Source organism: Streptomyces paludis (assembly GCF_003344965.1).
Lineage (GTDB): Bacteria > Actinomycetota > Actinomycetes > Streptomycetales > Streptomycetaceae > Streptomyces > Streptomyces paludis.
Genome location: NZ_CP031194.1, coordinates 6,256,888 through 6,270,022 on the forward strand (window position 1 = coordinate 6,256,888; position 13,135 = coordinate 6,270,022).

The window sequence follows — 13,135 nt, forward strand, 5'->3', positions numbered from 1 at the left end:
CCCGCCGGGACCTGGGAGAGCGTCACTGGGCGGCGGCGAGGGTGAGGAACTGCTGGAAGAGCACGGGGTCGGTTTCGAACCGGCCGCCGGCCTGCAGCGTGGTGGTGCGGGCAGCATCCATCCGCACGCCCCGCATGCTCATGCACAGGTGCGTACCGCGTACGCGGACGGCGACGTCCTCGCGCCCGATCACGTCGGTGAGGTGTGCGAACACCTGGCGGGTGAAGCGTTCCTGGACCTGGAGCCGGCCGGCGACGTGCTGCGCGATCCGGCCGAACTTCGACAGGCCCACCACCTCGCCGTCCGCTATGTATCCGGCGGTGACCTGCAAACTCATGGGCAGCATGTGGTGCTCACACAGTGACCAGACGTTCATGCCGCTCACGATGACCAGCTGACCGTTCAGCTGGGACTCGGTGAAGCAGGTGGTGGTCGCGGCACTGTCGGGGGACAGGAAGTCGTTCCACCAGGCCGCGACGCGGCCCGGGGTACCGAGCAGTCCGTCCCGGGTGGGGTCCTCGCCCAGCTCGACCAGGAGCTGAGTGATCAGGCCGGCGATCCGATCGGTGTCGATGTTCGGCGTGGGCCGGGCGGGTGTGGGTACGGCGGTGCTCAGGGCCGCCTCAGGGCCGGTGACGGAGGTCGTCATGAACTTCTCTCGCTTCCAGGGACTGGGGAACGGAGGGGCAGGGCGGGATATCAGCGGCCTCGTGCGTCGGCGAAGGCGAGCACGTGGAGCCGGGTGGTGAAGTGCCAGTGCCGTGCCGAGACGGCGTCCGCGAGGACCCGGGTCGCTGCGGTGATTGCTTCTGCGGTGGTGCCCTCGGGCATCACCCACACCGGCGCGAGGCGGTGGGCGTTGGCGAGCTCGGCGATGTGATCGAGGTCGGCCACCGAGGACGCGACGAACTTGAACGCCGCCCGCCCGGACGCTGCGAACGCCTCCAGCGCGGCGGGCACCACGCTCTTTGCCTCGTCCATGCCGAAGCTGGTGATCTTGGGCGACACGTTGAAGAGGACTCCATCGACCGCCAGCTCGGGCATGGGCGCGAGGGTGCCGTTCGTCTCGAACTCCACCCGCTTCCCGGCGGCCAGCAGTCCACGGACGAGCGGTACCAGGCGCGTCTGCTGGAGCAGCGGCTCCCCTCCGGTGATGACGACCAGCTCGACCGGCGAGGACGTGGCCCAGGCCAAGAGGTCCACTACCGTCCGCTTCGTCGACTCCTTGCGCGGGTCGAACCGGGACCAGTCCCAGGTGTACTTCGTATCGCACTTGGTGCAGGTGAGATTGCACCGGGACAAGCGGATGAACAGGGCCGGGTGCCCGCAACTCGGGCCCTCTCCCTGGAAGGTCGGCACTTCGACGCCGAAGCATTCCGCGACGATCAGCCGTAACGCGGCGTCCCCTGCCGCCAGGTCGATGTCGACCGGCTCGGAGGTAGTCACCGCTCCTCCACATCGAAGCGGGCCCAGCTGCTCGCCGTCTCGCGGACGAGGACAGCGACCAGACGGCCGGGGATTTCGGGCTCAAGGTTCTGGATGAACCAGCCGGCCAGGAACTGGGCCAGGCGCTCCGAAGTCGGCTCGAAGGGAAGGGTCTCGTGCAGGTTGCGGTGGTCCAGCTCGACGGCCAGGAACTCCTTGAACGGGGCGAGCGCGCCGAAGTCCGTGACGAAGCCGGGCTCCTCCAGGACCGGAGCGGTCAGGACGACCTCGACCTCGTAGCTGTGGCCGTGCTGTCGGGCACACTTGTGCCCGGGCGCCAGCCCGGCAAGCCGGTGGCCCGCCTCGAATCCGAACTTCTTGCTGATGGTGAAGGCACCGGGCGGCAGCTGAACGGAGCTGAGATCCATGATCTTCCTTCGTGAGTCGGGGACGAGGCGGCGATCAGCGGGAAGTTCAGCGCGCGGTAGACGCTGCCCCTCACGATGGATGTGCGACTGACCAACCGTCATTGCCGCTTTTTCGTAGGAACATTGACGGGTCTGCGCAATGCCCGTCCGGTGTCCACATGGACTGTGGCGGGCCAGGGACGTGGCGGAGGGGTGGAGGGCCGGGCAGTGGGCGGAGTGACCCGAGGTCGTCGTGCGGAGATCCAGCGGGAGGCGTCCCGGATCCGCGCTCAGTGCCAGCGTGACGGGCACACCCAGGAACGGATCGTCACCACCCTCCGGACGGCGCTGCCGGAGCTGACGGCGCTGGAGGCATGGCGCCTCGCGCTGGGGTGGTCGCGGCCCCAGGCGATCCGTGAGGTCGCCGCCGTCTACCGGACCGACGGGCTGCTGCCGGCGGGGCTGACGCCGGCCATGCTGTGCCGGTACGAGCACGGACAGGAGGAGCCCGGCGACGAGTACCGGTTGATGATCTCCCGTGCGTACGGGGCTCGCCCTGACCAGCTTGCCCTGGAGACACGCTGTCTGTGGTGCAGCACCTGCGCATCCCCGCCGCCGCTCCACTACGGTCAGCACCAGCGCGAGGAGACGATCACCGACCGAAAGGCCCCCATGACGACCGCCAGCGGGCTGCCCGCCATCCGCGAATCCGTGCAGTGGGCCGTCCTGGACGCGCCAGAAGGCTCCCCTGCCGTCGTCACCCTGGCGGAGGCGGCCGTCGAGCACTACGCCCTCAACTACAGCAAGCACCCGCCGGCGGTCCTGCTCGAAGAGGTCCGGGGAACCCGCAACCTGCTGTCGACCGCGGTGGCAGCGGCAGACCGCGAGACCGCTCAGGGCCTTCGGCGGCAGGTCGGATGGCTGTCCGCGCTTCTCGGTAACCTCGCCTACCACCTGGACGACCGCGCGGGAGCCCGTACCCATCTCACCTTGGCGGGCGCCCTCGGCGAATCCACCCAGGAGCCGGCGCTGACGGCTTGGACCAGCGGGGCGTTGGCCATGGTCGCCACCGCCCGCAAGGACTGGAACCATGCCCGCAGGCACGCCGAATACGGTCTTCAGCACGCCCCCGAGGGCCTGCGCCGCGCGCAGCTCCTGGGCTGGGCCCTGCTGCCCACGCTCGCTGCCCTCAAACGCGCCCCGGAAGCCGACGACGTCGTCAGCGAAAGCGACGAGATCATGCGCTCCGCCACGGAGATGCCCGGCCGCTTCGGCTACGACCGTGCCGAACACCGCCTTCACGTCGCCGAGGCCCACCTGACCCTGGAGCGCTACGACCGGGCCGCCGACGTGGCCCACGAGTCCCTCGCGGCAGCACCTGCCCACACCCCCGGCTGGGTCGCAGCCACCCTCGTCCTCGCACTCGCCGAAGCCCGCGACGCCCCCGATCAGGCAGCTGGCCGCGCACTGGAGGTACTTGACCTCATTCCGCCCGCGCGGCTGCGGGCCACCGCCCGCACCCGTCTCACCCGTCTTGGGTGTCTCCTCACCACGACGACGGCCGGACCGGGAGCCGAACTGGCCGAGCGCCTGCGCGCCCTTCCGGCACCGATTCGTACCGACGGGACGGCCGCTTAGCCGCGCAGCGCGGAGGACATCCCGCACCGACAGCGCCGGACGCACCGAACGGCTACTCACGGGAGCTGTCTCCTTTCACGCCAGGTACGGACAAGATGTGGGGCATTGCCCAGAGCGGCTCGGCATTCCGGCTTGCTCCGGTATGACCCAAGGTGTTCGTCAGTGCTGTGGTTTGTCGCTTGCGTGGTGCCCGGGGTCAGATCAGCCCGTGCCGTAGTGCGTACGCGACCGCGTGGGACCGGTTTCGCAGCTGGAGCCTGGTCATGACGTCATGAAGGACGTTCTTTATCGTGCGTTCGGAGTACGCGAGTCGCGTGGCGATCGCCGAGGTGTCGTATCCCTCGGCGACAAGTCGCAGGACTTCCTTCTCCCTTGAGGAGAGGCCGGCGAAGTACAGGCCGCGCGGACCGAGGACTCGGCCCTGCAACCGTCCCACCTGGTCCAGGAGCCGGCCGAGAAGATCGGCGGGCACATATCCCTCGCCTTTTGCCACGGAGACGATGACCCGCGCCAGATGGTCCGGGGTCGCCTCCGAGCGTCGTACGACTCCGGCCACGCCGCACTCCGCCGCGCTGACCAGCTTCTGTTCGTCGATCTCGGTGGCCACCAGCACTCCGCGCGCGGTACCGCCGCGCTGAATGGCGCGCAGCGTGCGCAGTGCTTCCTCGTCGATCACATCCACCACCACGACGACCACCTGCGGGGTGAGTTCCTCGTCGTCGGAGGCAAGCAGGCTCACCTCCGGGCTGGTGCGCAATTGGCTGCTGACTCCCGCCTGGGAAACCGGATCCCGAGCGCGTACTCCCACCGACGTACGGCTTTCCATCCCGTTGTGGGGGGAGAGGCTCATGCTGCGTCGGCCAGGGCGGTGAGGATGATTGTGTCGGTTGTCGAGTCGGTGTGTTCCGGTGTGTCAGCGAGGCGGCGTCGGAGGGCGTGCAGCGCGGTGGCGGCAGGTGGGAGGCCCACGCGCGTCCGTCGGGTGTCGAGGTCGGCCGGTTCGCGTATGGGGTGCGGCTCCAGATGGTCGGCTGCGATGCGGTATTGCGTGCCGAATTCCTGGGGGTGGCCGTTGTTGACGAGGGCGCGGTCGTGGAGGTGTGCCCACTGCGTGGTGGGGGCGTCATCGTTTTTGACGGCTCGGTGGAGGAGCCGGGCGGCCAGGTGCTGGAAGTTCGGGTCGTGGTCGGCGCGCAGGGCGAGTTGCCACGCGGCTCGGCTCGCGTCGGGGCCGACGAGGTGGTGGCCGGGCCATCCGTGGTCGGCGAGGATGCGCCGCAGGACGGCCGCGTTGGCGTGGTCGGCGTGCCGGCGCTGGCCGAGGTGGATGGCGTCGAGCTGGTCGCGGACGAGCCGGGACCAGCGCTCGGTCGACTGCTCGGCGCGGGTCACGAGTTCCCGGGCGAGGTCCGGGTGCAGGGGCGGGGTGGTGGTCATGGCGCGCTCCGGTAGCGGTTCGGCGGGGCGTGGTTCTGGGGAGACGGTGCAGCGGATGAGGGAGGTGAGCCGGGGGCGCGGCTCGGCCCGGAGTTCGAGCCGGATTGTCGGCTCTCCATCCGTTCCGGGGCCGGTTCCGCAGGATTCCCAGCCCATGTCGCGAAGAGCGTCGAGGTCACGCCGGTGGGCGGGGGCTTCGGCGCGGATGCGTGAGAGTTCGAGGCGGGCGGCGTAGTCGGAGGCCCACAGTGTGATCAGGCGCATGATGCTGTCCCATCGGTCCGGGGCGGTGTGGACGTGGTGGAGGAACAAGCTGGGTCCGGCTCCGGCGATGCCCCGGTGTGCGAGGTTCGGCTTCTGATCGGGGATCAGGCAGCCGAGCAGGACACCGTCGTCCTCGAACAACCCCACGGGCGCGCTCCCCTCGTCACGGAAGAGCCCCGGGATGTCTCTCTGGGAGAGAAGAGGGAGACGCTGGTGCGTGACCAGGCCGAGGCTGTCCCCGACGACGAGGGCGTCGGCTTCCGCGCGTTCGGCGGCGGTGCGCAGGGGACGCATCTCGTACGGCGACCGGATCCGTGCGCTGTTTGCGGGCGGTATCCGGAGGTGTGGTTCGTGCGGGTGCGGGGGACTGGCGGTGCTCATCGGTTTGCTCCGGCCGAGGGTGCCTTGTTGTGGCTGGTGCCGAGCAGGTTCCAGGCGTGGGCGAGCACGATGAGCTGGGTGGTGTCGGAGGCTCGGGTCCTGGTGAGCAGCGCGTCGACTTGCGTGCTGACGTCGGCGGGGGCGATGCGGGCGGCTCGGGCGATGTCGTGGGGATCGGTGTGTTCGGCGACCGCCCGCAGCAGCAGCTGCTCCGCCGGGGAGAGGTCGGGAGTCGGCTTGGTGGTGGTGGGCGGGGTGATCTGGCCCGTGGTGAGGAGGGTGTGTACGAGGACGTGGAGTGCGCAGCGAGGTGGGGTCTGGAGTTTTCTGCGCAGCGTGCGCATGTAGCTCCTGACGGTGTGCGGGGAGAGGTGTGCCGCGGTGGCGATGTCGCGGGGTGCGAGGCCGAGCGCGAGGTGTTCGGCGACGCGCTGTTCGGCCGGGGTGAGTGTGATGGTGGCGGCGCCGGCCGCACGGGTCTTCGCGGTCGGGTTGGAGGTCTGGTTTGTGGCGGGTCGCAGGTGGACGGGGAGGGTCTGGTGTCCGTTGCTGATCAGGGAGGGCAGTGGCTTGAGTTTCTCGGCGGGTACGGCGAGTTGGAGTTCGGGGAAGCGGTCGAAGAGGAGTTGGAGGGTGGTGGCGATTTCGAGGCGGGCGAGTGGGGCGCCGAGGCAGAAGTGCACGCCGTGTCCGAAGGCGAGGTGTTCTTTGGTGGGCCGGGTGATGTCGAAGCGGTCGGCGTTCTCGCCGTGCCAGTGGGGGTGTTGGTTGGCGGCGGCGTAGGAGGCGAGGATCGCCTCGCCGCGGAGGATGGTCTGGCCGTCGGGGAGGGGGATGTCGGTGAGGGCGTAGCGCAGGGGGAGGTGTTTGATGGCGGGTTCGTGCCGGAGTGTTTCCTCGACGACGTCGTTCCAGTCGGCGCGGCCGGCGCGGAGGTGGGCGAGCTGTTCGGGGTCGGCCAGCAGGGCGGTGGTGGCGTGGTCGATTCCGTTGACGGTGGTCTCGTACCCCGCGCTGATCATCAGCAGCAGCGTGTCGCGCAGCTCATCATCGGTGAAACCGCTGCCGTCCCCCTCGGCTTCGTCGTCGCGGGCAGTGATGAGGAAGGACGTCATGTCGTCGCCGGACGCGGTGCGTTTGGCGGCGATCAGCTGGTCGAGGAGGTTGTAGAGGGCGGCGGTGTTGGTGGCGGCCTGGTCGCGGGTGAGGGTGGTGTCGAAGACTCCGTCGACCACGGCACGGAAGCTGTCGCGCTGGTCGTCGGGGACGCCGACGAGCCGGCCGATGACCGCGATCGGCAGCGGGTAGGCGAGGTGCTCGCGCAGGTCGATGCTCTCCCCGGCCGGACGGGTGTCGAGGTCGTCGAGGAGGGCGGTGACGATCGCTTCGACGGCGGACTGCATCGCCTGGACGCGGCGGGCGCTGAACGCCGGGGCGACCATGCGGCGCAGCCGTCGGTGGTCTCCGCCGTGGGCGGTGAACATGTTGTTGACCGCGATCCACAGGGCGAGCGGCCAGGTGGGGACGGTGTCGGCGAAGGCCGGCCAGTGGGCGCGGCCGTCCTTGGACACCTGCGGGCTGGTGAGGAGCTGCTTGAGGAGGGCGGGGTCGGAGACGGACCAGGCGGTGACGCCGAGGATGTCGACCCGGGTGGCCGGACCGCGTGAGCGCAGAGCCTGGTGCTCGGCGTGGTGGTTCGCACCGGTGGGGTCCAGGACGAGTATCGGCTGCTCGGACACGAGGGGCTCCTTCAACGGGTGGCGGGCATGACGACGGGGAGGGACTCCAGGGCGCGGTGGAACGGGCCCGGGCGCCAGCGCAGTTCGCCTGCGGGGACGGCGAGGTCCATCTGCGGGAAGGCGTCCAGCAGGTGACTGATGGCGGTCTCGGCGATCAGGTAGGCGTGGGAACGCGCCGGACAGGTGTGCGGGCCGGCGCTCCAGGCCAGGTGGGCGCGGTTGCCCGCGATGGCGCCCGGCGGCAGTCCGCGGGTGAGTTCGGGGTCGTTGTTGCAGGCGGCCATGGAGATCACGACCGGCTGGTGGGCGGGGAGCAGGGTCCCGTCGACATCGGCCGGGTAGGGCGGGTAGGTGATGCAGTAGTTCGCCAGCGGCGGGTCCCTGTACAGGACGGTGTCGAGAGCGTCACGGACGAGGAACTGGGCGGCGTGGAGGGCGGCGGAGAAGTTCTCGTCGGTGAGGATCTTCCGGCAGGTGTTGACGATGAGGTTGGTCAGCGGCTCGATACCCGCGCCGTAGAGGGTGACGAGCTGGTGGGCCATCTCCTGGTCGTCGAGGTGTGCGGGGTGGGCCATCATGCGGGAGGTGATGTCGTCGGCCGGCTGGTGGCGGCGCAGTGTGACGAGGTCGGCAACAGCCTGTCCGAGGACCTGGTTTCCACGGTCCGCGTCGGCAGTGTTGAAGATGGCGGCCATGCCCTCCGCGATGCGGGCGCCGATCTCGTCGGGGCAGCCCAGCAGGGTGCTCAGGACCCGGAAGGCGATCGGGAACGCGTACTGGGAGACGAGGTCCGCGCGCCCGGCTGTCCGGAAGGTGGCGATGGCGGAGTCGGCGACGTTCTCGACGAGGGCCCGCAGTTCGTGCTGGTCGACCGCGTCGATACTGGCGGTGTTGGCGGAACGGTAGCGGTAGTGCTCGCCGCCGCTGCTGCGCAGGGCGTTGGGCCGCCACTCCATCATCGGCCGTACCGGGCAGGATCCGGGGACCTGCTGCTGCCATACGCGGGGGTCGGCGGGGAAGCGCAGCGGGTCGTTGAGGATACGGCGGGCCTGGAGGTAGCCGATCACCAGCGTCGCGGGGATGCCAGGGGACAGTTCGACGGGCACCAGGGCGCCGTGGGTCCGTCGCATCCGCTCGTAGGCGGCGTGCGGGTCGGCGGCGAACTCCGGTACGTGCAGAGGGATCCGGTCCGTCCCGGTGGGGGGTTCGGTGCTGGTGGTGTTCATCGCGGGGGCTCCTGGGGTGCGGCTGTGCGGTGCGCGAGGAGGTGTTCCATGAGCGTGATGAGGGCGTACAGGCAGGAGGTGCGGTCGCGGGCGTCGCAGGTGGTCAGTGGCGTACCGGGATCCAGGGCGAGGGCCTGGCGGAGTTCGGCCTCCGCGTAGACCGGGGCGCCGGGGAAGGTGTTGATCGCGACGGCGTAAGGGGTTGCGCGTGTGTCGAGCAGGCTGAGGGCGCCGTGGCAGGCGTCGAGGTTGCGGGTGTCGGCGAGGATCAGACAGCCCAGGGCGCCTTCGGCGAGGTCCTCCCAGAGCGGCTGGAACCGGAGTTGTCCCGGCAGTCCGAACAGGTAGAGGACGAGTTGTCCGCCTGCCATGTGGAGGCGGCCGAAGTCCATGCCCACGGTCGTCGTGGTCTTTCCCGGGGTTCCGCTCAGGTCGTCCACTGCCGCGCTGTCCACGGTGAGGGGTTCCTCCATGCGCAGCGGGGTCACCTCGGACACGCTGCCGATGAGGGTCGTCTTGCCCACGCCGAAGCCGCCGGCGACCACGATCTTGGCGGACTCGGTCACCGTGGCGGGCACGTAGGCGACGGGCCGGTCAGACCAGTTCTCGTAAGCCATCGAGGACCCTTCGCATGAGATCGGTTTCGGGCCGGCCCAGGGCGGCGGCGACCGGGCTGGTCAGGTGGCCGGTGTCGACCAGGAAGGACACGAGGATCCGCACCGTGGAGGGCGGCATCCGCAGCGCGGCGGCGATGTCCGCGACCGCGAGCCCACCACGCCCAACAGCGAACAAACCCATCACCAGGCGGGCATCGGACCCCAGATCGGCTACCGGGCCGGCCGCGGCGATCACCACACTCTCCAACCGCACATCGCGGCGCGGCCGGACCCGCCCGCCCGTACGGACGTAGGGCCTGACGATGTCCGGGTCATGCCGCGGCCCGCTCATACCACCGGGCCACCGTCCACGTCCGCCTCCGGCACCCCGCGCTCCTCGGTGCCCAGGCGCTCACCGACCTGCACGGCCAGCTGCGCCATGTGCTGACTGATCAGACCGATGTCCGCGTGCGGCCCGGTGGTGCACACCGACAGCATCGTGTGCCGGCCGGCCGCGGTCGTCAGACCGATCCTCTCGACGGACTCGATCATCTGCTGACGCACACCGCCACCGCCGGTGAACTCGTCCCACGCCCGGCCCGAAGCCCGCAACGAAGCGGTCAGCGCGGCGAACTTCTCCCCGTCCTCCTGGCTGAGGGTTTTGGTACGGGCCCGGAGCAGGCCGTCGCTGCTCATCAGCACGGCATACCGGACGCCCTCGACCGTGCCGAGCTGCTCGTCCAGCAGCCAGCCCAGGGTGTTACTGGTCGTATCCATCGTCAACGTCCTTCGGTCTCGGGAGAGTTGCTCGGCATCCCGCGGCCCCGGCGAGAGCCCTCCAGCCAGGCCACCGACACCTCCGGCCGCCCCGGACCCACCGACGGGGCAACAGAAACTCCAGGCGATGCAGCGGCGGGCTTCGCGGGGCGCTGGCGGACGGTGAGTCCGTTCGCGGTGGTGGAGGACACCACCGGCTCCGGCTCCGGAGTCGGTTGTTGGCGCGTCGGCGGGGTCGGTACGGGCGGTGGCGGCGGGGTGGTGAGCAGGTTCTGGGGGAGCACGAGGAAGGCCCGGGTGCCGCCATAGACGTTCGGGGCCGTCACCTCGACGCGGTATCCGTATCCGGCGGCGAGTATGGCGGCCACGCGTAGTCCGGTCTGGGGGTAGGCGCCCAGAGCGGTGATGTCGTCGCGTTCCGCGCTCGCCATCACCCTGCGCGCCCAGCTCAGCCGCTCGTCCTCCATCCGCAGCCCCGCATCGTCCACGACCAGGAACACCGCGCCGTTGCTGTGCTCCAGCGACACATGGACGCGGGCATTGGGAGGCGAGTACCGCAAGGCGTTGTCCAGCAGAATCGCCAGCGTATGGACCACCGCCTCCACCGCACGGCTCTCCACCGCGAGAGAGTCCATCTCCGGGTGCAGCACCCGCTGATAGCCCTCGACACGCCCCATGGCAGAGCGGACAACATCGGTGAGCACGGTCACCGGATGGCGCCGCGACAGCTTCTCCCCGGCCAGAACGGCATAACCGGAGGCGGTCAGCAGCATCTGCTGCGCCAGGTGATCGATCTCGACCAGCGTCTCGTACGCCTCGTCGGACACATGCCGGCGCACCCCGGCACTGATCTGCGTACTCAGCTTCGACGCCCGCTGCACCGTACTGGAAGCGAAAGCACGCACCGCCGCCCGCGCCACATCCCCCGACTCCCTCCGCACCAGAGCCACCCGCTGATCAGCATCCCGCCGCGCCTGGGCAAGCTGCTCCTCAGCCGCCTTCTGGGCCTGCTGCCCGGATACGGCGATGACCGAGGCGACTTGACCGGCGAGGGCACCGATGGCGCCGGCAATCGGAGTGCCTGCCAGCTGCGACGGCGCCGCGAGATCGGGACGGTACGACCGTCCGGTCCGCGCCTTCACCGCCGCGGCCGGGACCACGGTGTCCGCCACATACCCGACGAACCCCTCGACCGCCCCCAACTGCCACGCCAGTCTCTCCGCCCGCTCCTGGGACAGCGCGGCTTTGCGCTCCGCGCGACGCGAGGTATGCCGGAAGTACGCCGCCAGCACCGCACCGGCCACGGCCATCAAGATGGCGAGAGTGAGTGTCAGCGTGATCATCGGGTCCTCGCGAGCGTCGTGGCGGCCCTGGAGGCGTCAGCGTTGACACGACGGTCGAAGGAATGGCGCGGAGCCACCAGGACGTCGGCTCCAGGCGAGGGCGATGGGGCGAGCCGCTCCAGCAGCAAGGCGCTCTCGATCAGACCCATATGGCTGAACGCCTGCGGGAAATTCCCGAGCTGCCGCCCGGCCACCGGGTCGTACTCCTCGGCCAGCAGCCCGAGACCACTGCGCAGCGCCAGGAGGCGGTCGAACAGCTCTCGGGCTTCGCCGGTGCGGCCGGTGAGCGCGAGGGCATCGACCATCCAGAACGAGCAGAGCAGGAAGGCCCCTTCATCCCCGGCGAGCCCGTCCACACCGGCACGGCCACCGGCGGTCTGATAGCGCCGGACGAGCCCGTCCGGGGTGGACAGCTCCCGGCGAACCGCCTCCACGGTGCCGATGACCCGCGGGTCGTCCGGCGGGAGGAACCCGGACCGGGGGATCAGCAGCAGGGCCGCGTCCAGTTCCGCGGAACCGTAGGACTGGGTGAAGGTGTTGCGCACCGGGTCGAAACCCTCGGTACAGACCTCGTGGTGAATGGCCTCACGAAGTTCGACCAACGCGAACAGATCAACGTCCAGTGCACCGGCCTCGGCCAGACGGATCGTCCGGTCGACCGCCACCCACGCCATCACCTTCGAGTGCACGAAGTGCCGGCGCGGCCCCCGGACTTCCCAGATCCCCTCGTCCGGCTCCTGCCACCGTTCCGCCAAGTGCCCCACGAGCCGCTGGTGCAGCGCGGCCGTGTCCCCGCAGGGGGCCACACCGCGCTCGTGCGCGAGGCAGAGGGTCTCGACCACCTCGCCGTACACGTCGAGCTGAAGCTGGTCCGCGGCATCGTTGCCGACCCGGACCGGAGCCGAGCCCTCGTACCCGGGAAGCCACGGCAGCACCCGCTCCCGCAGATCACGTTCCCCGGCAACCCCGTACATGACCTGCAGGTTCTCCGGGTCACCGGCCACCGCCCGCAGCAGCCACCGCCGCCACGCCTCCGCCTCTTGGCGGTAACCGGTGCCCAGCAGTGCGGCCAGGGTGGTGGAGGCGTCGCGCAGCCAGGTGTAGCGGTAGTCCCAGTTCCGAGCGCCGCCGATCTCCTCGGGCAGCGACGTGGTCGGCGCCGCCACGATCCCGCCGCTCGGCGCGTACGTCATCGCCTTCAACGTGACCAGAGACCGTACAACCGCCTCCCGGTCGGGCCCGGTGTAAGTGCACTGCGCCGTCCAGCCCTGCCAGAACGCGAGCGTCGAGGCCAGAGCGGCATCAGGGTCCGGGATCTCCGGCGCAGTCGCGTGGGACGGGCCCCAGCTCAGCGTGAACGCGACCCTCTCACCGGCGGCCACGGTGAACGTGCTGACGATGCAGCCGTCCTTCTCGGCCTTCGCCACCGAGGAGTCGAGCCACAGCGCATCCGAGCCGGCCTCGGCGACCATCCGCCCGCCATCCTCATGAATCCACGGACTGACACGGCCGTAACCCGGACGCGGACGCAACGCCGAAACCATCGGCACACCGCCGGTCAGCCCCTCGACCATCCGGATGAGCTGCGGCGCGCCGTCGCGGGGCGGCATGAAGTCGACCACCTGGACGCTACCGAAGGGCGTGTTCCATTCGGATTCGAGGACGAGCGAGTCGCCACGATAGGCGCGCCTGGCGGCAACGGCCGGGACAGGTCCGCGGGCGGGGGCCGGGCTGATCTGCCAGGCGCCGTGCTTCGGGGTGCCGAGCAGGGCGGCGAAGACGGCCGCCGAGTCGAAGCGGGGCAGACACAGCCAGTCGATCGAGCCATCGTCACAGACATGCGCGCTGGTCTGCATGTCCCCGATAAGGCCGTACTGCTCGATACGCGGAAGGCGCTTCATC

The 13,135-nt window shown here is 70.0% G+C and carries 13 protein-coding genes and 1 pseudogene; 1 reads left to right on the forward strand and 13 read right to left on the reverse strand.

Annotated features, from left to right (window positions below; all coding sequences use genetic code 11):
• Positions 1–22 precede the first annotated feature (22 nt).
• From folE to DVK44_RS27740, 3 genes are read right to left on the reverse strand one after another with little or no spacing between them, the layout of a single operon-like run.
• Complete coding sequence (folE, locus tag DVK44_RS27730; RefSeq protein WP_114663012.1) at positions 23–649, reverse strand: GTP cyclohydrolase I; 627 nt, start codon at positions 647–649, stop codon at positions 23–25.
• A gap of 50 nt (positions 650–699) precedes the next feature.
• A complete protein-coding gene (locus DVK44_RS27735; RefSeq protein WP_114663014.1) occupies positions 700–1,446 on the reverse strand; it encodes a 7-carboxy-7-deazaguanine synthase QueE in 747 nt (248 codons plus the stop codon).
• On the reverse strand, positions 1,443–1,853 hold the full coding sequence (locus DVK44_RS27740; RefSeq protein ID WP_114663016.1) for a 6-pyruvoyl trahydropterin synthase family protein: 411 nt from the start codon (positions 1,851–1,853) through the stop codon (positions 1,443–1,445). Before DVK44_RS27740 ends, DVK44_RS27735 begins: the two co-directional genes overlap by 4 nt.
• Positions 1,854–2,069: 216 nt before the next feature.
• On the opposite strand from DVK44_RS27740, the gene DVK44_RS27745 reads away from it, so the two are divergent.
• Positions 2,070–3,470, forward strand: coding sequence for a tetratricopeptide repeat protein (locus DVK44_RS27745; RefSeq protein ID WP_228447400.1), 1,401 nt, complete (start codon positions 2,070–2,072; stop codon positions 3,468–3,470).
• A gap of 196 nt (positions 3,471–3,666) precedes the next feature.
• Here DVK44_RS27745 and DVK44_RS27750 read toward each other — a convergent pair whose 3' ends face one another.
• The 10 genes and pseudogenes from DVK44_RS27750 to DVK44_RS27795 all read right to left on the reverse strand — a co-directional run bounded on the left by DVK44_RS27750 (position 3,667) and on the right by DVK44_RS27795 (position 13,134).
• A complete protein-coding gene (locus tag DVK44_RS27750) occupies positions 3,667–4,296 on the reverse strand; it encodes a helix-turn-helix transcriptional regulator (RefSeq protein WP_114663018.1) in 630 nt (209 codons plus the stop codon).
• Positions 4,297–4,316: 20 nt separating this feature from the next.
• Entirely contained in the window at positions 4,317–5,552 is a 1,236-nt protein-coding gene (locus tag DVK44_RS37835; RefSeq protein ID WP_331461638.1) for a DUF6624 domain-containing protein, read from the reverse strand.
• On the reverse strand, positions 5,549–6,073 hold the full coding sequence (locus DVK44_RS37365) for a LuxR C-terminal-related transcriptional regulator (protein WP_228447686.1): 525 nt from the start codon (positions 6,071–6,073) through the stop codon (positions 5,549–5,551). The genes DVK44_RS37835 and DVK44_RS37365 overlap by 4 nt, the downstream gene beginning before the upstream one ends.
• Positions 6,059–7,291: pseudogene (locus DVK44_RS27765) on the reverse strand (cytochrome P450 family protein); the annotation flags it as partial. The gene DVK44_RS37365 and the pseudogene DVK44_RS27765, both read right to left, overlap by 15 nt.
• An 11-nt stretch (positions 7,292–7,302) precedes the next feature.
• Positions 7,303–8,517: a cytochrome P450 gene (locus DVK44_RS27770; protein WP_114663022.1), complete on the reverse strand. Its 1,215-nt coding sequence runs from the start codon at positions 8,515–8,517 to the stop codon at positions 7,303–7,305.
• Positions 8,514–9,134 carry a GTP-binding protein gene (locus DVK44_RS27775; protein WP_162794077.1) on the reverse strand — a complete coding sequence of 207 codons (621 nt, stop codon included), beginning with the start codon at positions 9,132–9,134 and terminating at the stop codon, positions 8,514–8,516. Before DVK44_RS27775 ends, DVK44_RS27770 begins: the two co-directional genes overlap by 4 nt.
• Positions 9,112–9,465, reverse strand: a complete 354-nt coding sequence (locus DVK44_RS27780; RefSeq protein ID WP_181957546.1) for a DUF742 domain-containing protein — start codon at positions 9,463–9,465, stop codon at positions 9,112–9,114. Before DVK44_RS27780 ends, DVK44_RS27775 begins: the two co-directional genes overlap by 23 nt.
• Complete coding sequence (locus DVK44_RS27785) at positions 9,462–9,890, reverse strand: roadblock/LC7 domain-containing protein (RefSeq protein WP_114663024.1); 429 nt, start codon at positions 9,888–9,890, stop codon at positions 9,462–9,464. The genes DVK44_RS27780 and DVK44_RS27785 overlap by 4 nt, the downstream gene beginning before the upstream one ends.
• Positions 9,891–9,892: 2 nt before the next feature.
• Positions 9,893–11,233 (reverse strand): ATP-binding protein, encoded by a 1,341-nt coding sequence (locus DVK44_RS27790; protein ID WP_228447401.1) that lies wholly within the window; start codon positions 11,231–11,233, stop codon positions 9,893–9,895.
• Positions 11,230–13,134: a glycoside hydrolase family 15 protein gene (locus DVK44_RS27795; RefSeq protein WP_114663026.1), complete on the reverse strand. Its 1,905-nt coding sequence runs from the start codon at positions 13,132–13,134 to the stop codon at positions 11,230–11,232. The genes DVK44_RS27790 and DVK44_RS27795 overlap by 4 nt, the downstream gene beginning before the upstream one ends.
• Position 13,135: the final 1 nt, after the last annotated feature.